The following is a 20339-nucleotide window of genomic DNA, read 5'->3' as shown; positions in this document are numbered from 1 at the left end:
CCCCTTTCGCATTCGCCGTGGCGGCGACCCCAGGACATGAGGATTCAGGACATGAGCGACACCCCCGTCATCGGGCACTACATCAACGGCGCGGTCTCGACCCAGGCCGAGCGCTTCAGCGACGTCTTCAATCCGGCCGAGGGCGTGGTCCAGGCGCGGGTCGCCCAGGCCACGGCGCAGACCGTGGAACAGGCGGTGGCGGCGGCCAAGGCGGCCTTTCCCGAGTGGTCCGAGCAGTCGGCGCTGCGCCGGGCGCGCATCCTGTTCCGCTTCAAGGAGCTGCTCGACCAGCACCACAAGGAGCTGGCGGCGCTGATCACCCGCGAGCACGGCAAGGTGCTGTCCGACGCCATGGGCGAGGTGACGCGCGGCATCGAGGTGGTGGAATTCGCCTGCGGCGCGCCGCACCTGGCCAAGACCAGCTACAGCGACAACATCGGTGGCGGCATCGACAACTGGAACCTGCGCCAGCCGCTGGGCGTGTGCGCCGGCATCACCCCCTTCAACTTCCCGGTGATGGTGCCGCTGTGGATGATTCCCATGGCGCTGGCCACCGGCAATACCTTCATCCTCAAGCCCTCCGAGCGCGATCCTTCCGCCAGCCTGCTGCTGGCCGAGCTGCTCAAGCAGGCCGGCTTGCCCGATGGCGTGTTCAACGTGGTCCAGGGCGACAAGGTGGCGGTGGATGCGCTGCTGCAGCACCCGGACGTGGAGGCCATCTCCTTCGTCGGCTCCACGCCCATCGCCGAATACATCCACCAGGAAGGCACCCGCCGCGGCAAGCGCGTCCAGGCCCTGGGTGGCGCCAAGAACCATATGATCGTGATGCCCGATGCCGACCTGGACCAGGCCGCCGACGCCCTGATCGGCGCCGGTTTCGGTTCGGCCGGCGAGCGTTGCATGGCCATCTCCATCGCCGTGGCGGTGGGCGAGGTGGGCGATGCCCTGATCGAGAAGCTGCTGCCGCGCATCGACGCCCTGCGGGTGCGCAACGGGGTGGAGGCCGATGCCGACATGGGCCCGCTGGTGACCGGCCAGCACAAGGCCAAGGTCGAGGGCTACATCACGAAAGGGGTGGAGGAGGGCGCCCGGCTGCTGGTGGATGGGCGGGGCTTCAAGGTGCCCGGCGCCGAGAACGGCTTCTTCGTCGGCGCCACCCTGTTCGATGGCGTGACCCCGGAGATGACCATCTATAAGGAAGAGATCTTCGGCCCGGTGCTGGGCATCGTGCGGGTGCCGGACTTCGCCAGCGCGGTGGAACTGATCAACGCCCACGAATTCGGCAACGGCGTCTCCTGCTTCACCCGCGACGGCGGCATCGCCCGCGCCTTCGCCCGCACCATCAAGGTCGGCATGGTCGGCATCAACGTGCCCATCCCGGTGCCCATGGCCTGGCATTCCTTCGGTGGCTGGAAACGCTCGCTGTTCGGTGATCACCACGCCTATGGCGAGGAAGGCCTGCGCTTCTACACCCGCTACAAGAGCGTGATGCAGCGCTGGCCCGACAGCATCGCCAAGGGCGCCGAATTCAGCATGCCTACCGCCAAGTGACCGGGGAGAAGCCATGAGCACCCAACGTCTGACCATGGCCCAGGCCCTGGTGAAATTTCTCGACAACCAGTACCTCAGCGTCGATGGCGTCGAGACCAGGTTCGTCGCCGGCGTCTTCACCATCTTCGGCCACGGCAACGTGCTCGGCCTGGGCCAGGCCCTGGAGCAGGACGCCGGTGAGCTGGTGGTGCACCAGGGGCGCAACGAGCAGGGCATGGCCCACGCCGCCACCGGCTTCGCCAAGCAGAAGCTGCGCCGGCAGATCTATGCCTGCACTTCCTCGGTGGGCCCGGGCGCGGCCAACATGCTGACCGCCGCGGCCACCGCCACGGCCAACCGCATCCCGCTGCTGCTGTTGCCCGGCGACGTCTATGCCAGTCGCCAGCCCGATCCGGTGCTGCAGCAGATCGAGCAATTCCACGACCTGTCGATCAGCACCAACGATGCCTTCCGCGCGGTGAGCAAGTACTGGGATCGCATCAACCGGCCCGAGCAGCTGATGAGCGCGGCGATCAACGCCATGCGCGTGCTGACCGATCCGGCCGAGACCGGCACCGTGACCCTGGCGCTGCCCCAGGATGTGCAGGGCGAAGCCTACGACTATCCCGACTACTTCTTTGCCAAGCGGGTGCACCGCCTGGATCGCCGGCCGCCGGTGGTCGCCGCCATCGAAGAGGCGGTGCAGCTGCTCAGGCGCAAGCGCAAGCCGCTGCTGATCTGTGGCGGCGGGGTCAAGTACTCCGGCGCCGCCGCGGCCCTGCAGCGCTTCGCCGAGCGCTTCGAGATTCCCTTCGCCGAGACCCAGGCCGGCAAGAGCGCCATCGTTTCCAGCCACGAACTCAATGTCGGCGGCATCGGCGAGACCGGCTGCCTGGCCGCCAACCTGTTGGCCAGGGAGGCCGACCTGATCATCGGCGTGGGTACCCGCTACACCGATTTCACCACCTCCTCGAAGTGGCTCTACCAGCATCCCGAGGTGGAGTTCCTGAACCTCAACGTGGCCGCCTTCGATGCCGGCAAGCTCGATGGCCTGGCGGTGGTGGCCGATGCCCGGGAAGCCCTCGACGCCCTGACCGAGGCGCTAGCGGCTACCGACTACCGCGCCGGGTGGGGCGGCCAGGTGGGAGAGGCGCGCGAGCGCTATCGCCAGGAGGTGGCGCGGGTCTATGCGCTGGGCTACACCGGCGCCGACTTCGTGCCGGAGATCGACGACGACCTGCCGCGCGCGGTGCTGGAGGAATTCGTCCGCCTGACCGGATCGTCCCTGACCCAGAGCCAGGTGCTCGGCCGCCTCAACGAACGGCTGGACGACGACGCCATCATCGTCGCCGCCGCCGGCAGCCTGCCGGGTGACCTGCAGCGCGCCTGGCAGAGCAAGGGCGTCAACACCTACCACCTGGAATACGGCTATTCCTGCATGGGCTACGAGATCAATGCCGCCCTCGGCGTGAAGCTGGCCGAACCGGAGCGCGAGGTCTATGCGCTGGTGGGCGACGGTTCCTACCAGATGCTGCACTCGGAGCTGGCCACCTCCATCCAGGAGCGGCGCAAGATCAATGTGGTGCTGCTCGACAACATGACCTTCGGTTGCATCAACAACCTGCAGGTCGGCCATGGCATGGGCAGCTTCGGCACCGAATTCCGCTATCGCAACCCGGAGACCGGTCGGCTCGACGGCGACTTCGTGCCGGTGGACTTCGCCATGAGCGCCGCCGCCTACGGCTGCAAGACCTATAGCGTGCGCACCCTGGAGGAACTGGAAGCGGCCCTGGCCGATGCCCGTCGGCAGACGGTCTCCACCCTGATCGATATCAAGGTGCTGCCCAAGACGATGCTGCACGGCTACCTGTCCTGGTGGCGGGTCGGTGGCGCCGAGGTCTCCACCAGCGAGAAGATCGCCGCCGTCGCCCGGGTGCTCAAGGAAAAAGCCACCCAGGCCCGCCAATACTGAGCGCCGCTCACTCCACAATAATTCCAACTCGGAGAAAGACGTCATGACCTTGAACATCGGTGTCATCGGGACCGGCGCCATCGGTCGCGAACACATCCGCCGCCTGAGCCACACCCTGCTGGGCAGTCGCGTGGTGGCGGTAACCGACATCAACGCCGAACAGGCCGCCCGGGTGGTCCAGGAGCTGGGCATCACCGCGGAGGTCTATGCCGACGGCCATGCCCTGATCGCCGCGGCGGACGTTCAGGCGGTGCTGGTCGCCTCCTGGGGTCCGACCCACGAGGAATACGTGCTGGCCGCCATCGCCGCCGGCAAGCCGGTGTTCTGCGAAAAGCCCCTGGCGACCACCGCCGAGGGCTGCCGGCGCATCGTCGAAGCCGAGCGGGCCCACGGCAAGCGCCTGGTGCAGGTGGGCTTCATGCGGCCCTACGATGCCGGCTATCGCCAGCTCAAGGCGGTGGTCGACGCCGATCGCATCGGCGCGCCGCTGATGATCCACGCGGCCCACCGCAATCCCACGGTGAGCGAGCACTACAGCACCGACATGGCCATCACCGACACCCTGATCCACGAGATCAATGTGCTGGCCTGGCTGCTGGACGATCACTACGTGTCCGCCCAGGTGGTCTTTCCGCGCAAGGCGCCGGCGGCGAGCGAGCACCTGCGCGATCCCCAGGTGGTGCTGCTGGAAACGGCCAAGGGCGTGCGCATCGACGTCGAGGTCTTCGTCAACTGCCAGTACGGCTACGACATCCAGTGCGAGATCGTCGGCGAGCGCGGCATCGCCCGCCTGCCGGAGCCGACCTCGGTGCAGCTGCGCAGCGAGGCGCGGCTGTCCAACGAGATCCTCATGGACTGGAAGGACAGATTCATCGCCGCCTACGACGTGGAGTTGCAGGCCTTCATCGACGACCTCGCCGCCGGCCAGCTGACCGGGCCGTCGTCCTGGGACGGCTACATCGCCGCGGTCACCGCCGACGCCTGCATCAAGGCGCAGGACAGCGGCGCCATCGAGCCGGTGACCCTGCCCAGCCGGCCGGCTTTCTACGCCTAGGTCGCCCGTCCCGCCTGCCACGCAGGCGGGGATTCTTTGCCTGAACGAGAGGCGGATCTTGAGAATCGGACTGGTCGGCTACGACGGTATCGGGCGCCTGCTGCACGCGCCGCTGATCGCCAGCACCCCGGGCGCCCAGCTGGTGGGGGTGGTGACCGCCTCGTCGACGCAGCGCGCCGAGTTGGCCAGGGACCATCCGGGTGTCGCCTGCCATACCGATCTGGCGAGCCTGATCGCCGCCGGAGTGGACAGCCTGGTGATCGCCACGCCCCTCCGCGAACGTCCGGCGCAGGTGCGGGAGGCAGTGCAACAGGGCCTGCCGGTGGTCTGCGCGGCGCCCCTGGCCAGGACCCTAGCAGAGGCCCAGGACCTGGTGACGCTGGCCGAGCGGCGGGGTGTGCCGCTCTGCGTCCATCAGCCGCGCCGCTGGGATTCGGATCTGCTCACCCTGGCTCGGCTGCTGCGTGAAAGGCGCCTGGGACAGGTACGCCTCTTCGAATCGCGTCTGCAACTGACTGATCTGGCCGCGGCGGGTATAGGCACCGAGGGTGGCCTGCTCCTCGAACTGGGCAGCCAGCTGGTGGACCAGGCGCTGCTGCTGTTCGGGCCGGTCGAACGGGTCTATGCCGAGGCGCAATTCCCCCGTGGCGATCCCGCACGGGAGCGGGAATTCTTTCTGTCCCTGCGCCATCGCTCGGGGGTGGTCTCGCACCTCTCGGGCAGCGCTCTGCAGAGCTGTCCGCAGCGGCTGCGGGTGGTCGGCGAGCGGGGCGTCTATACCGTCGATGGCCTGGATGGCCAGGCCGCGGCCCTGCGCCAGGGGCGAACCCCGCGCAGCGAGAAGGGCGGCTGGGGCGCCGAGGACCATCAGCGCTGGGGCTGGCTGAGCGTGGGCGAGGAGCGCTCGCGGGTGCCGAGTGAACGGGGTCGTTGGGATCTGTTCTACGAAGGCTGGCTGGCGACCCTGACCCAGGGCGCGCCCTGGCCGGTCGCCGCGCGGGAGACGCTGGCTTGCCAGGCGATCCTGGCGGCGGCGCGCGCGAGTGCCCGTACGGGGGAAAGCCTGGTGCTAGAGGACTCTGCAAGGGTGCCGGGAGCGACTCGGGCAGGCGCCCAGGGGAGGGTGCGGACGTCCGTCTCACGTGTCGAATGAAATTTCTATTTCGCTCTTGTTGTGGAATTAAATTTCCAATAGAGTCGAGAGCAGTTGCAGAAACGAGTCACCAGGGCCGTGCGCCCCGACAACAATAATAGGTGCCGTCACATGAACCACTCCACGCATTCCTTCCGTCTCGCCATCGCCACCGTGCACCGCCTCAAGGTGCAGCGTCCCTCCCGACTGCTCGCCTTGCTCGGCCGGCTGTTCTGCCACGAGCGCAGCGGCGCCGTGCTCTGCGCCTCGCCCGGCGCCGCGGTGTTCTACCGCCCGCACTGATTCCCGCGTCTTTCCGGCGTTCGCCCAGGCTCCGCCCGGTTCACGACCGCGCGGCCCCCGAGGTGCGCCTGACCGTTGCGCCCGTCTGATCCCCTTGCTGATCGTCACCCCACGAATGGAGCCTGAACCATGCAGAAAAAAACTCGCTTTGCCACCCTGGCGCTGTCGCTGCTGCTGGGCAGCAGTGCGGCCCTGGCGGACCTCAAGGTCGGGGTGACCATGTCGTCGTTCGACGACAACTACCTCACCTATGTGCGCGAATACATGACCAAGAAAGCCAAGACCGACGGTGTGCAGCTGCAATTCGAGGACGCCCGCAACGACGTGGTCAAGCAGCTCACCCAGGTGCAGAGCTTCATCAGCCAGAAGGTCGATGCGGTCATCGTCAATCCGGTGGACACCGCCGCGACCCGGACCCTGACCGAGGCCGCCACCAAGGCCGGCGTGCCCATCGTCTACATCAACCGCCGACCCGACGAACCCACCCTGCCGGCGGGCGTGGTGGCGGTGACCTCCGACGACAAGGAAGCCGGCCGCCTGCAGGCGCAGTACGTGGCGGACAAGCTCGGCGGCAAGGGCCAGGTGGCCATCCTGCTGGGTGATCTGGCCAACAACTCCACCCACAACCGCACCGCCGGGGTGAAGGAAGTCCTGGCCAAGTATCCGGGCATCAAGATCGTCGAGGAGCAGACCGCGGCCTGGCAGCGCGACAAGTCCATGGACCTGACCAGCAACTGGTTGCTGGCCGGCAAGGAGCTCAACGCCATCTTCGCCAACAACGACGAGATGGCCATCGGCGCGGCCATGGCCCTGCGCCAGGCCGGCAAGAAGGACGTGCTGGTCACCGGCGTCGACGGTACGCCCGACGGCCTGGCCGCGATCAAGCGTGGCCTGGTGACGGTCTCGGTGTTCCAGGACGCCAAGGGCCAGGCGGAAGGCGCCCTCGATGCGGCGCTGAAGATGATCAACAAGACCCCGGGCGAGCAGAACGTGCTGATTCCCTTCCGCCTGATCACCCCGGAGAACGTCGCCGAATTCCAGGCCATGACCAAATGACCCGAGGCGCCTGCGCCTGCCCGTGAGGCAGGCGGACGCCGCGCCAGAACGGCTTCACAGACCAAACGGGCAGTCCGGCAACGGACTGCCCGTTTTGTCTATCCGGGGCCTTTCACCGGTGCTGGGCGGGCTGGAAACCGGTGATCGTTATCACTAAAAAATTCCAAAAAAATATTGACTGGAATTTATTTTCCAATAGAGTCGAGGTCAAGCCAAGACGTACAGCGGTGCCTCGCTCCGGCGAGCGCGCCCTTCAACAAGAATAAAAGGTGCCGTCATGCCATCCCGCTCCCTGTCCCTGCATGGGTCTCCGATCTCCTGTCCGCCGGGCACCTGCCTGCACCTGGCGAGCGCCGTCACGGCCAGCCCTTCGCCCAGCACCCCTCACTGACCAGCGGCCCGCGCCGCCTGGGCGGCGCCCGCGAGGAGATCGTGATCATGCTCAGTTCCGCCACCCCTGCCGCTGCTCCTGCCCCTGCGGCCACTGCCGCCCCCAGCGAATACCTGCTGGAGATCGTCGACGTCACCAAGGAGTTTCCCGGCGTCAAGGCGCTGTCCCACGTGCAGCTGCGGGTGCGTCCCGGCACCGTGCTGGCGCTGATGGGCGAGAACGGCGCGGGCAAGTCGACGCTGATGAAGATCATCGCCGGCATCTACCAGCCCGATGCCGGGGAAGTGCGGCTGCGCGGGGTGCCGGTGCGCTTCGAGACGCCGCTGCAGGCGTTGCAGTCGGGGATCGCCATGATCCACCAGGAACTCAACCTGATGCCCTTCATGACCATCGCCGAGAACATCTGGCTGGGCCGCGAACCGCTCAATGCCCTGCACCTGGTGGACCACGGCAAGATGCGTCGCCAGACCCAGGCGCTGCTGGACCGACTGCGCATCGCCCTGGACCCGGAAGACAGCGTGGGCAGCCTGTCCATCGCCGGGCGGCAGATGGTGGAGATCGCCAAGGCGGTGTCCTACGACAGCGATGTGCTGATCATGGACGAACCCACCTCGGCCATCACCGAGACCGAGGTGGCGCATCTGTTTTCCATCATCGCCGACCTCAAGGCCCAGGGTAAGGGCATCGTCTACATCACCCACAAGATGGACGAGGTATTCCAGATCGCCGACGAGGTCGCGGTGTTCCGCGACGGCCAATACATCGGCCTGCAGCGCGCCGACAGCATGAACGGCGACGGCCTGATCGCCATGATGGTGGGGCGTGAACTGACCCAGCTGTTCCCGGAGCGCACCGCGCCGCGCGACGAGGTGCTGCTGTCGGTGCGCGACCTGGGCCTGGACGGGGTGTTCTCCGGCGTCTCCTTCGACCTGCGCGCCGGCGAGGTGCTGGGCATCGCCGGACTGATGGGCTCGGGGCGCACCAATGTCGCCGAGACGCTGTTCGGCGTGACCCCGGCCACGGCGGGCGAGATCCGCATCGACGGCCGGCCGGTACGGATGAGCGATCCTCATCTGGCGATCCAGAAGGGCCTGGCGCTGCTCACCGAAGACCGCAAGGACACCGGCATCTTTTCCTGCCTGTCGGTGGGGGAAAACATGGAGGTGGCGGTGCTGAATGGTTTCGCCAGCGGCGGCTTCGTGCAGCAGCAGCGCCTCGACCAGCTCTGCGAGGAGATGCGCCAGCAACTGCGGGTGAAGACCCCCTCGCTGGACCAGTGCATCGCCAATCTCTCCGGCGGCAACCAGCAGAAGGCGCTGATCGCCCGCTGGCTGATGACCCGGCCGCGCATCCTCATCCTCGACGAGCCCACCCGCGGCATCGACGTCGGCGCCAAGGCCGAGATCTACCGGCTGATCGCCAAGCTGGCCGCCGAGGGCCTGGCGGTGATCATGATTTCTTCCGAACTGCCCGAGGTCCTGGGCATGAGCGACCGGGTGATGGTGATGCACGAAGGCACCGTCACCGGCTTTCTCGATCGCGGCGAAGCCACCCAGGAGCGGGTCATGCACCTGGCCTCGGGCAATCCCGTACTGCACTAGCGCATCTTTCGCGCGGTGGGCCCGTACCCATCGCTCCCGGCATACAAGAGGTAGAACAAGATGAGTGCCCTCCTGGACAAGAAAACCGCCGAGCTACCCAGCGCGCGCCCGCGGCGCCGCATCCCCACCGAACTGGGCATCCTGCTGGTACTGCTGGGCATCGGCCTGGCCTTCGAGGCCTTCGGCTGGGTCCTGCGCGACCAGAGCTTCCTGATGAATTCCCAGCGCCTGGTGCTGATGATCCTGCAGGTCTCGATCATCGGCCTGCTGGCCATCGCCGTGACCCAGGTGATCATCACCACCGGCATCGACCTCTCTTCCGGCTCGGTGCTGGCGCTGTCAGCCATGGTGGCGGCGAGTCTGGCCCAGGGCTCGGACTTCGGCCGCGCGGTGTTTCCCTCGCTGACCGACCTGCCGGTCTGGGTGCCGGTCATGGCCGGCCTCGGGGTGGGGCTGCTGGCCGGCGCCATCAACGGCAGCATCATCGCCGTCACCGGCATCCCGCCCTTCATCGCCACCCTCGGCATGATGGTCTCGGCCCGCGGCCTGGCGCGCTACTACACCGAAGGTCAGCCGATCAGCATGCTGTCCGACAACTACACCGCCATCGGCGCCGGGGCCATGCCGGTGATCATCTTCCTGGTGGTGGCGGTGATCTTCCACATCGCCCTGCGCTACACCAAGTACGGCAAGTACACCTATGCCATCGGCGGCAACATGCAGGCCGCGCGGATCTCCGGCATCAACGTCAAGAAGCACCTGATCATCGTCTACAGCATCGCCGGCCTGCTGGCGGGCCTGGCCGGCGTCGTGGCCTCGGCCCGCGCTGCCACCGGTCAGGCGGGCATGGGCATGTCCTACGAACTGGACGCCATCGCCGCGGCGGTGATCGGCGGCACCAGCCTGGCGGGCGGGGTAGGGCGCATCACCGGCACCGTGATCGGTGCCCTGATCCTCGGCACCATGGCCAGCGGCTTCACCTTCCTCGGGGTGGACGCCTACGTCCAGGACATCATCAAGGGCCTGATCATCGTGGTCGCCGTGGTCATCGACCAGTACCGCAACAAGCGCAAGGCCAAGCGCTAGGGCTTGCGCCTTCCCCTCTCCCTGGGAGAGGGCCAAAGGTGAGGGTCGAGCCAGCACCCACCCACTCTTTTACCCGGCCGGGTACTGGCTTGGCCTGCCGGGTCTTTCCATACCCCTGACGGAGAACGACATGCGCGACATCGGCATCGGTCTGATCGGTACCGGCTTCATGGGTCATGCCCATGCCCAGGCCTTCCATCACGCGGCGAGCAGCTTCGCGCTCCCGGTCCGCCCGCGGCTGGTGGCCCTGGCCGATGCCGATCCGGAGCGCGCCGCCCGCTGCGCCGACGCCTGGGGCTTCACCCGCAGCTGCGACTGGGAGCGCCTGATCGCCGATCCCCAGGTCGAGCTGGTGGCCATCACCACCCCCAATCTGCTGCACGCGCCCATGGCCCTGGCCGCCCTGGCGGCCGGCAAGGCGGTCTACTGCGAAAAGCCCCTGGCGGTGAGCCTGGAGGAGGCGACGCAGATGCGCGACGCCGCGCGCCAGGCCGGTGTGGTCAACCGGGTCGGCTACAACTACCTGCAGAATCCCATGCTCAAGCAGGCGCGCGACCTGATCCAGGGCGGCGAACTGGGCGAGATCGTCAGCTTCAGCGGCGAATTCAGCGAAGACTTCATGGGCGATCCCCTTGGGCCCTTCACCTGGCGCTGCGAGACCCGCCAGGCCGGCGGCGCCCTGGCCGATCTGGGCAGCCATATCCTGTCGCTGGCGCGCTTCCTGCTCGGCCCGGTGGCGGCGCTCTGCGCCGATCTGCATACCGCCCATGGCCAGCGGCCCCATCAGGGTGGCACCCGGGCGGTGGAGATCGACGACCAGGCCCATCTGCTGCTGCGCTTCGCCAGTGGCGCTCGCGGCACCCTGACCACCAGCTGGCTCAAGCACGGGCGCAAGAATCGCCTGGCCTTCGAGGTCTGCGGCACCCGCGGCACCCTCAGCTTCGACCAGGAGCGCCTCAACGAACTGCGCCTCTACCAGGTCGGCGACCGTCCGGGCCTGGCCGGTTTCCGTACCCTGCTGGCCGGTCCGCACCTGCCGGACTACGCCGCCTTCTGCCCGGCGCCCGGCCACCAGCTCGGCTACAACGAACTCAAGACCCTGGAGGTCCGCTCGCTGCTGGAGGCCCTGGGCGGCAACCCCGGGCATACCGGCGTCGACTTCCAGGAGGCCTGGGAAGTGGAGCGCCTGGCCCAGGCCGCGCGGCAATCGGCCCAGGAGGAGCGCTGGGTCAGACTCTAGTCTGGGGTAGGATGCTGGGATCATCCCGCGCGAGGACTGTCCCTCTTCCATGACCACACTCTCCGGCGACGGCCTCACCCCGGTCCGGCGCATGAAGCTCATCGCGCTGCTGCTGCTGTTCCTGGCGGCGGCGCTCTACTGCCTGGCCACCGCCCTCGAGGCCAGCCATCCGGCCTGGGGCTACGCCGCCGCCTTCGCCGAGGCGGCCATGGTCGGGGCCATCGCCGACTGGTTCGCGGTGACCGCGCTGTTCCGCCATCCGCTGGGCCTGCCGATTCCCCACACCGCGATCATCCCGCGCAACAAGGCCGGAGTCGGGCGCAAGCTGTCGGACTTCATCTGCCTGCACTTCCTTGCCACGCCCCAGGTGCTGGCCAAGCTGGAGGAACTGGACGCCGCCGGGCGCCTGGCCGGCTGGTTGCGCCAGCCGGACAACGCCGCCGCGGTGGCCAGCCAGGCCACCGGCGTCGCCCGCTATTCCCTGGAAGCCCTGCGCGAAGTGCGGGTGCAGGCCTTCATCCGCCGGGTAGCGGTGGAGCGGCTGCAGCGCCTGGACGTGGCGGCGCTGTCTGGCGAACTGCTCGACATGCTGACCGCCGACGGTCGCCATCAGGCGGTGCTCGACGAGGTGCTGCAGGAGATCGATCGCCTGCTGCAGGACGAAGACACCCAGGCGCTGATCGCCCGCACCATCGGCGGCGAGCTGCGTACCCTGAAGTATCTGGGCCTGGACGAGCGGGTCGGTCGTTGGTCGGCGATCAAGGTGGTGCAGGCGGTGTCGCGCCTCATTGGCGAGATCAGCCATGACCGCGAGCACGAGTTGCGCCGGCACTTCGATGGCTATCTGGTCGGCTTCATCGAGCGCCTCAAGGAGGACCCGGCCTTTCGCCTGCGCGGCGAACAACTGCGCGACCGGCTGCTGGAGCACCCGGCGCTGGCGGGTTATCTGCAGGAGCTGTGGGACGAGTTGGTGAACTGGCTGCAGGCCGATCTCGCCGCCCCGGATTCGCGCATCCGCCGGCGCCTGGGCCGGCTGCTGGCCGAGCTGGGCGACACCCTGAGTCGCGACGAAGCCATGCGCCGCTGGATCAACGAGCAGCTGATGGCCGTGGCACCGCCCTTCATCGACCGCAACCGCCAGCGCATCGGCGACTACATCGCCGCCCGCGTGGCCGCCTGGGACACCGACGAGCTGGTCCAGCAACTGGAGCAGAGCGTCGGCAAAGACCTGCAGTTCATCCGCATCAACGGCACCCTGGTGGGCGGCCTGGTGGGGCTGGTGCTGCATGCGCTGACGGTCTGGTTGGGGCCGGGGTAGGGCGGGAGGCCAGCTGGAGTACGCGTGGAAAAGGCTGCGCCGTTTTCCACCCTACACCTGACCTCCCGTAGCGTGGAAAACCGCAAAGCGTTTCCACTGGCTGCCTACTGCGCTGAGGGTGTAGGCCCATGCCGGACCACCCCCTCTCCCCCTGGGAGAGGGCCGGGGTGAGGGCAGACCCGGACGCCAGACGCCAAGCTCCCCTCCACCCATCACCCCATCCGCACCCAGGCGGCGCCGCGCGGACTAAAGCCCATAGTCCCTGACCCGAGCGTCCCATGTATCGAATCGGCTTTGCCTGCATGTACCGTCACCCCGAGCGCAGTCTGTCGCTCAAGGCGCTGGAGCAGGTCGAGCGGGCCTTCAACACCCGCACCACCACCCTGCGCTGGCTGGGCAGCGTCGAGCGCGCCACCGCCGAGGCCAAGTTGCTGGACGTGGTCACCCACAACCTGGATGCCCAGCTGAGATTCGTCGAGCACGTCGCCGACCTGCCGGACAATCTGCGCATGCTGCGCCTGAGCAGTGATCTGCTGCCGTTCTACAGTCACGCCGAATTCGCCTACTTCTATCGTTCCCAGGAGCTGCAGGCGCTGCTGGAGGATCGCTTCGGCCGGCTGGGCGAACTGGCCCGCCGCCGCGATGTGCGGCTGTCGCTGCATCCCGGGCAATTCTGCGTGCTCGGCTCGGATCGCCCCGAGGTGGTGGAGAACAGCCTGAAGGAGTTCGAATACCACGCCGACATGATCCGCCTGATGGGCTACGGCCAGAAATTTCAGGACTTCAAGTGCAATGTGCACATCGCCGGCCGCCTGGGCGTGCCCGGCATTCGCGCGATCTGGCCACGTCTTTCGAGTGAGGCGCGCAACTGCATCACCTTCGAGAACGATGAAAAGACCTACGGCGTCGACGACTGCTTGCAATTGGCCGATCTCGCCCCGGTGGTGCTGGACATCCACCACTGCTGGATCCACGAAGAGGCCTACATCGATCCCTGGGAGCCACGGGTGGCGAGGATCATCGACAGCTGGCGCGGCGTGCGACCGGCCATGCACTACTCCCAGCCGCCGGAAGCCCTGATGGAAATGGGCGTCTCGCCCAGCAAACGGATCGACATCACCTTCCTGCTGCAGCAGATCAGCAAGCGGCTGCTCTATGCCCACAGCGACATGATGTGGAACGACTGGTGCAACCGCTACGCCTGCCAGTTCCTCGACCGCTTCGACATCATGTTCGAGGCCAAGCACAAGAACGTCACGGTGCGGGATTTCTACGACCGCTACCTGGGTGGCGACGGCACTCTGCCGCCAGCGGATCACGGCATTTTGCAATCGTAGGTTGGGTTGAGACAGCTTCATCGTCGAAGCCCAACAGCGGGACGTCCAACCTTGGGCGCTGCTGGGCTTCGCTGCGCTCAGCGCCAACCTACGGTCTCGTCACGTAGGTTGGGTTGAGACGGCTCCATCGTCGAAGCCCAACGGGGAGGTCCAGCCTTGGGCGCTGTTGGGCTTCGCTGCGCTCAGCCCGACCTACGAGAGCGCCGCAACATGCCGCAATGAGCCCGGTGGGCGATCGGCTGGAAGAACCGCTTAACTCAAGGGTCATCCTTCCGAATCCGCTCGTCGCGAGGCCCGCCATGCCGACCCGTCGCCATTTCCTGCAGACCACCACCGCCCTGGCCGCCGCGGTCACCGCCGCGCCCTGGCTGTGGCAGAGTGCCCAGGCCGCCGAGCCGTTGCTGACCCGCAAGATCCCGCGCAGCGGCGAAGCCCTGCCCGTCATCGGCCTGGGCACCTCGGGCAATCTCGATGTCGAGCTGAACGACGCCGCCCTGGCGCCGCTGCAGGAAGTGCTCAAGGCGTTGCTCGACGGCGGCGGCACCCTCATCGACACCGCGCCCAGCTATGGCAATTCCGAACGGGTGGCCGGCGAGCTGGTGAAGCGGGCCCAGGCTCGCGAGCGGGTCTTTCTCGCCACCAAGGTGTCGTCCACCGGGCGCGAACGCGGCGCGGCGCAACTGGCCGCCAGCTTCAAGGCCCTGCAGACCGAACGCCTGGACCTGGTCCAGGTGCACAACCTGCAGGACACCGCCAACCAGCTGGCCCTGCTGCGCGAACAGCAGCAGGCCGGCAAGGTGCGCTATGTCGGCGTTACCCACTATCGCGAAGCGGCGCTGGACGATCTGCTGGCCACGCTGAAGCAGGAAAAGGTCGACTTCGTGCAATTCAACTATTCGGTAGGCGAGCGCGAAGCCGAAAAACGCCTGCTGCCCTATTGCCGCGACCAGGGCATCGCCGTGCTGATCAATCGCCCCTTCCAGCGCGGCAATCTGCTCTCCGGTACCCGTGGCAAGCCGCTGCCACCCCTGGCCGCCGAACTGGGCGCGACCAGCTGGGCGCAACTGCTGCTCAAGTTCATCCTCGCCGACTCGGCCGTGACCGCGGTGATCCCGGCCACCAGCAATCCACGCTACATGATCGATAACCTGCAGGCCGGTCGCGGTCGTCTGCCGGATGCGCGCCAGCGTGAGGCCATCGCCGGGCTGTTCGCCTAGATGAAGGATTGGCTCGGTCGCGTCCTCGACGCTCGCGCCGGCGAGTCGTCCGCGGCCCTGGCCGGCTTTGCGCTGTTTCTCTGCCTGTTCGCCGGCTACTTCATGCTGCGACCGATCCGCGAGGCCATGGGCATCGCCGGTGGGGTGAAGAATCTGCAGTGGCTGTTCACCGCCACCTTTCTGGTGATGCTGATCGCCGTGCCGCTGTTCGCCTGGCTCAACTCGCGGGTGGCGCGGATCCGTTTCGTCGACTGGGTGTACGGCTGCTTCGCCCTCAACCTGCTGGCTTTCGCCGCCTGCTTCGCCAGCCTGGGCGACAGCGTCTGGCTGGCGCGTACCTTCTATGTCTGGATCTCGGTCTACAACCTCTTCGTGGTCTCGGTAGCCTGGAGTCTGATGGCCGATGTCTTCGACGGCGCCCAGGCGCGGCGGCTGTTCGCCTTCATCGCCGCCGGGGCCAGTGTCGGCGGGCTGCTCGGGCCGGTACTGGCCGCCGCCCTGGCGCCCCTGGTCGGCGAGGCGGGCCTGGCACTGCTGGCCGCCGTGCTGCTGCTTCTGGCGCTCACGCTCAAGGCCTATCTGATGGACTGGCGCGAGACCCGGGGCGCCGGGCGTCCAGGGGCGCCGCCGACCGAAAGCCCGCGGCGCCCGGTGGCCGGCAATCCCTTCAGCGGCCTGACCCGGGTGCTGGCGTCACCCTATTTGCTGGCGGTGAGCGCCTTCGTCATCCTGCTGGCCACGGTCAGCACCTTTCTCTACTTCGAACAGGCGCGGCTGGTGGCCGAGCTGTTTCCCGATCGCGCCCGCCAGGTGCAGGTGTTCGGCCTGCTGGACTTCGTGGTCCAGGCCGGTGCCCTGGTCAGCCAGGTGCTGATCACCGGTCGCCTGGCCCAGCGCCTCGGCGTGCGGGTGCTCTTGGCCGGGGTACCGCTGCTGATGTGCATCGGCTTCCTGGGGCTGGCGCTGCTGCCCACCTTCGCCATGCTGGCGGGGCTGATGATCGTCAGACGGATCGGCGAATACGCCTTCATCCGCCCGGGCCGCGAGATGCTCTTCGCGCCGCTGGACGCCGAGACCCAGTACAAGGCCAAGAACTTCATCGACACCGTGGTCTATCGCGCCGGTGACGCCGCCAGCGGCTGGGCCAAGAGTCTGCTGGACCTGCTCGGCCATGGCGCCTGGCTGCCGGCGCTGGTGGGCGCCGGTTGCGCGGCGCTCTGGGCCTGGCTCGGCTTCTACCTGGGCCGCCGGGCGGACCAGGCGGCCCAGGCCGGCGAGGCGGAGCAGCGCTGAATACCGGCTGAATCGTTGTAGCCGGAAACAACCCGGGGCTCCGAGAGGCGCCCTGCAGGGTGCTAAGGTAAGGCCTTCTTCCTGCCTCAAGGCCCTCCATGTTCCGCTCCCGCGCCATGATGTACCTGGTCCTGTTCGCCCTGCACCTGTTCATCGGCCTCGGCGTCATCGGTGACCTCGGGCTGTCGCCTGTCGCCCAGCTGCCTTTCTGGGCCCTGCTGATCCTGTCCTGCGTGCTGGTGCCCCTGGGCTTTCGCTCGCGGGACATGAACTCGCGCCTGCTGGCCTGGGCGGCGCTGATCGCCATGGGCGTGTTTTCCAGCCTGGCGGTGTTCAGTCTGCTGCGCGGGCTGGTGGTGGCGCTCGCCAGCCTGGCCGGCCACCCACTGGACGTCGCCTGGCGCGCCGGCAGCGCCTGGGTGGTGCTGGGGCTGGTGCTGCTGGTGGCGCTGCGCAGCGTCTACAACGCCCGCCGCACCGCCAAGGTCAAGGAAGTGGAACTGGCCTTACCGGCACTGCCCGCTAGCCTGGACGGGCTGCGCATCGTCCAGCTCAGCGACCTGCACATCGGACCGACCATCAAGGCCGGCTATCTGCAGCGCATCGTCGAGCGGGTCAACGGTCTGGACGCCGACCTGGTGGCCATCACCGGCGACCTGGTGGATGGCAGCGTGGCCGAACTGCGCCAAGAATTCCTACCGCTGCAACAACTCAAGGCGCGCCTGGGCACCTACGCCATCACCGGCAATCACGAATACTATTCCGGCGCCGAAGCCTGGGTACGCACCTGGCGCGAGCAGGGCCTGACCGTGCTGCTCGACGAGCATCGGGTGCTGCAGCATCAGGGCACGCCCTTCGTGCTGGCCGGCATCACCGACTACTCGGCGCCGCTCTATGTGCCCAGCCACCGCAGCGACGCCGCGGCCGCCTTCGCCAACGCCCCGCAAGGGCTGTTCCGCCTGCTGCTGGCCCACCAGCCGCGCTCGGCGCCCAAGGCTGCAGCCGCCGGCGCCGACCTGCAGCTCTCCGGTCACACCCACGGTGGCCAGTTCTGGCCCTGGATGCACTTCGTGCGCCTGCAGCAACCCTGGGTCGCCGGCATCCACCGCCTGGATCGGTTGACCGTCTACATCAGCCGCGGCACCGGCTACTGGGGCCCGCCGCTGAGATTCGGCGCGCCGAGCGAGATCACCCTGATCAGGTTGCGAAAAGGGTAGCGGCGGGCAAAGCGGCGGTACCCGCATCCGGCACGCCAGGAATCCCGACCCAGAGCCCCTGGGCTCTTCGAGCCCTGATCGTGCAAGGTAAAAGCCGGATGGATGGCCCTTTGCCACTGCTTGTCCTCAGGGGACAGATCCTTATCCTCGTCCCTACCTTCCCCCGGACGCCCCAGCGTTCAAGGACAAACTGCTACACGGATAAGGATGTATCGCCATGACGAGGACAGTGGCTTTCCTGCTGGTCCCCGAGGTGCTGATGCTGGATTTCGCCGGGCCGGTGGAGGTGTTTTCCATCGCCAATCGCTATCTGCCAGCGACCGACCACTATCGCATCGTGACCATCGCCGCCGGGCGGCGGCGGACCCTGCGTTGTTCCAATGGCATGACGATACGCACGGAACTCACCATCCAGCAGCCGCCCGCGGCCTATGACCTGCTGCTGGTGCCCGGCGGACCGGGCGCCTATCTGGAGCCCCATCCGGACGTCGCGGCCTGGCTGCGGCAGGTGCCCGCGCAGTGCGCGCGCTACGGGGCGGTCTGCACCGGGACCTTTCTGCTCGGCAGTGCCGGCCTGCTCGATGGCCGGCGGGTGACCACCCACTGGAATTATCGCGAGCGCCTGGCGCGGCGCTTTCCCCGTGCCCAGGTGACCGCCGACGACATCTACCTGAGCGATGGCCCGCTGCTGAGCTCGGCCGGGGTCACCGCCGGCATCGACCTGGCGCTGGCGCTGGTGGCCGAGGATCATGGCAAGGCCATCGCCCGGGAGGTGGCCAAGGTGCTGGTGGTGGTGACCCAGCGGCAGGGCAAGCAGGCCCAGTTCAGTCCGCTGTTCGACGAGCCCGAGGCGGCCACCGCCATCACCCGGGTGCAGCAGCACATCGTGGCGAACATCGACCAGGCCTATTCGATCAGCCGGCTCGCCGAGCTGGCGACCATGGGCACCCGCAACTTCGCCCGGGTGTTCAAGCGCGACACCGGCATGACGCCGCTGGAGTTCGTCCTGCGGGCGCGCATCGATCACGCCCGTGGATTGCTGGAGACCTCCGAGCTGCCGCTGAAGACGGTGGCCTTTCGCAGCGGCTTCGCCAGCGACCGCTGCATGCGCGCTGCCTTCCAGAGCCATCTGGGCCTGACCCCGGCGCAGTACCGCTATCAATTCAGCTGAAATCGGCGGCTGATGGCGGTATCACGTCCATCGATGGCAGCTTCTGGCCGTAGATCGTCATACAACTGGCCTGGGCAGCGGCCAGAATGGTCCTACCTATCGGCTAAGGAGAGGCGCAGACGCCCGAGGGCGCCGGGACGGAGTACCCCCGGCGATCCATGGCGGCGTGGCGCGGCATGGTCATGCAAGAGCTCAAGTCCCTGGAAGATGCCAGTGCCTTCCGCTTCTGCGGCCTGGTCCTGGATGCGCGACGGCGCCTGTTGCTGGATGGCGAGCGCGTGCTGCCCCTGCGCGGGCGGGCGCTGGACATCCTGCGGGTGCTGCTGGAACACCCTGGCGAGCTGGTCGACAAGCAGACCCTGATGACGCGGGTCTGGCCCGGCAGCGTCGTCGAGGACATCAATCTGCGGGTGCACATCTCGGCCCTGCGCCGGGTGCTGCGCCCCTACAGCGCCGACGATCCCATCCTCAGCGTCCGCCAGCGCGGCTACGGCTTCGCGCCGCCGGTGGAGCGGCTGGGCGAAGGCGACCTCGTACCCCTGGTCGAGACGTCACCGCCGCTGACGCCCCTGGAAGGTCGCGAGACCAGCCTGGTCGAACTGCGCCGGTTGCTTGCCCAGCGCCGCCTGGTGTCGGTGGTGGGCACCGGCGGTGTCGGCAAGTCGCTGCTGGTCCAGCATCTGCTGCCCGCGCTGGCGGAAGACTTTGCCGACGGGATACAGAGTCTCGATCTCGCCGCACTGGGCCACATGATGGCGCTGGTGGAGCGCCTCGCCAGCGACCTGGGCCTCGCCAGCGGCAGCGGTCTGCCGGCGCTGCAGGAAGCCCTGGCCACGCGACGCCTGCTGCTGGTGCTGGACAACGCCGAGCGGCTGGTCGAACCCGCGGCCTGGCTGGTGGAAAATCTGCTGCAAGGCTGTCCGCAGCTCAGGGTGCTGGTCACCAGTCGCGAGGCCCTGCGGGTGGAGGGAGAGGCCGTGTTGCGCCTGGCTCCGTTGCCGATCGCGAGTCCACCCTCGCGGCACCTGCGCGATGCCATGCGCGAGCCGGCCTTCCGGTTGTTCGTCCGGCGCGCCCGGGCGCGGCTGCCAGGGCTGCAACTGCAGCCGGCCGACGTGCAACTGGTCGGCGAGATCTGTCGGCGCAGCGAGGGCGTGCCCCTGGCGCTGGAGATCCTCGCCGAGCAGGTGGCGGCCCAGGGCCTGAACGGAGTGCTGGCGCAACTCGAAGGCGGCTACTACCTCAGTGTTCAGGGCCGGCGGACCGCGGCGCAGCGGCAACGCAGTCTCGGCGCCATGCTGGACTGGAGTCTGCACAGCCTGAGCGAGTCGGAATTCGCGGTGCTGGCGACCCTGGCCGAGGCCGGCGAGCGCTTCAGTCGCAGCGAGGCCCTGGCGCTGGCGGCGCAGCGCGGGCTGGAG

Annotated in this window: 15 protein-coding genes and 1 pseudogene; all 16 read left to right on the top strand. The window is 67.8% G+C overall.

The window, feature by feature from the left end:
* Positions 1-51 precede the first annotated feature (51 nt).
* Positions 52-1551, top strand: coding sequence for a CoA-acylating methylmalonate-semialdehyde dehydrogenase (locus PVZ77_RS05450; RefSeq protein ID WP_273810313.1), 1500 nt, complete (start codon positions 52-54; stop codon positions 1549-1551).
* Between the two features lie 13 nt (positions 1552-1564).
* On the top strand, positions 1565-3502 hold the full coding sequence (gene iolD / locus PVZ77_RS05445) for a 3D-(3,5/4)-trihydroxycyclohexane-1,2-dione acylhydrolase (decyclizing) (protein ID WP_273810311.1): 1938 nt from the start codon (positions 1565-1567) through the stop codon (positions 3500-3502).
* Positions 3503-3545: 43 nt separating this feature from the next.
* Entirely contained in the window at positions 3546-4556 is a 1011-nt protein-coding gene (locus PVZ77_RS05440) for a Gfo/Idh/MocA family protein (protein ID WP_273810309.1), read from the top strand.
* Between the two features lie 58 nt (positions 4557-4614).
* Positions 4615-5709 (top strand): Gfo/Idh/MocA family protein, encoded by a 1095-nt coding sequence (locus tag PVZ77_RS05435; RefSeq protein ID WP_273810307.1) that lies wholly within the window; start codon positions 4615-4617, stop codon positions 5707-5709.
* A 111-nt stretch (positions 5710-5820) separates the two neighbouring features.
* On the top strand, positions 5821-5991 hold the full coding sequence (locus PVZ77_RS05430; RefSeq protein WP_273810306.1) for a hypothetical protein: 171 nt from the start codon (positions 5821-5823) through the stop codon (positions 5989-5991).
* 129 nt (positions 5992-6120) lie between these two features.
* Positions 6121-7047: a sugar ABC transporter substrate-binding protein gene (locus PVZ77_RS05425; RefSeq protein WP_133861583.1), complete on the top strand. Its 927-nt coding sequence runs from the start codon at positions 6121-6123 to the stop codon at positions 7045-7047.
* A 438-nt stretch (positions 7048-7485) separates the two neighbouring features.
* Positions 7486-9039, top strand: a complete 1554-nt coding sequence (locus tag PVZ77_RS05420) for a sugar ABC transporter ATP-binding protein (protein WP_273810304.1) — start codon at positions 7486-7488, stop codon at positions 9037-9039.
* Positions 9040-9099: 60 nt separating this feature from the next.
* Positions 9100-10125, top strand: coding sequence for an ABC transporter permease (locus PVZ77_RS05415; RefSeq protein WP_133861581.1), 1026 nt, complete (start codon positions 9100-9102; stop codon positions 10123-10125).
* A gap of 130 nt (positions 10126-10255) precedes the next feature.
* The gene (locus tag PVZ77_RS05410) at positions 10256-11365 is read left to right on the top strand and encodes a Gfo/Idh/MocA family protein (protein WP_273810302.1); all 1110 of its coding nucleotides are present in this window, start codon (positions 10256-10258) and stop codon (positions 11363-11365) included.
* 49 nt (positions 11366-11414) lie between these two features.
* Positions 11415-12683: a DUF445 domain-containing protein gene (locus tag PVZ77_RS05405; protein WP_273810301.1), complete on the top strand. Its 1269-nt coding sequence runs from the start codon at positions 11415-11417 to the stop codon at positions 12681-12683.
* A gap of 278 nt (positions 12684-12961) precedes the next feature.
* Positions 12962-14020, top strand: coding sequence for a UV DNA damage repair endonuclease UvsE (uvsE, locus tag PVZ77_RS05400; RefSeq protein ID WP_273810300.1), 1059 nt, complete (start codon positions 12962-12964; stop codon positions 14018-14020).
* A gap of 299 nt (positions 14021-14319) precedes the next feature.
* A complete protein-coding gene (locus tag PVZ77_RS05395; protein WP_273810299.1) occupies positions 14320-15237 on the top strand; it encodes an aldo/keto reductase in 918 nt (305 codons plus the stop codon).
* Positions 15238-16530 (top strand): NTP/NDP exchange transporter, encoded by a 1293-nt coding sequence (locus tag PVZ77_RS05390; RefSeq protein ID WP_273810297.1) that lies wholly within the window; start codon positions 15238-15240, stop codon positions 16528-16530.
* A 98-nt stretch (positions 16531-16628) separates the two neighbouring features.
* Positions 16629-17747, top strand: a complete 1119-nt coding sequence (locus tag PVZ77_RS05385; RefSeq protein WP_273810296.1) for a metallophosphoesterase — start codon at positions 16629-16631, stop codon at positions 17745-17747.
* A gap of 217 nt (positions 17748-17964) precedes the next feature.
* Positions 17965-18918, top strand: coding sequence for a GlxA family transcriptional regulator (locus tag PVZ77_RS05380; protein ID WP_273810295.1), 954 nt, complete (start codon positions 17965-17967; stop codon positions 18916-18918).
* 158 nt (positions 18919-19076) lie between these two features.
* A pseudogene (locus tag PVZ77_RS25915) lies at positions 19077-19793 on the top strand (winged helix-turn-helix domain-containing protein); the annotation flags it as partial.
* Positions 19794-20339 lie beyond the last annotated feature (546 nt).

The organism is Pseudomonas sp. SHLD1 (genome assembly GCF_028640935.1).
Taxonomy (GTDB): Bacteria; Pseudomonadota; Gammaproteobacteria; order Pseudomonadales; family Pseudomonadaceae; genus Chryseomonas; species Chryseomonas aestiva.
This window is presented reverse-complemented; position numbering and strand designations above follow the sequence as displayed.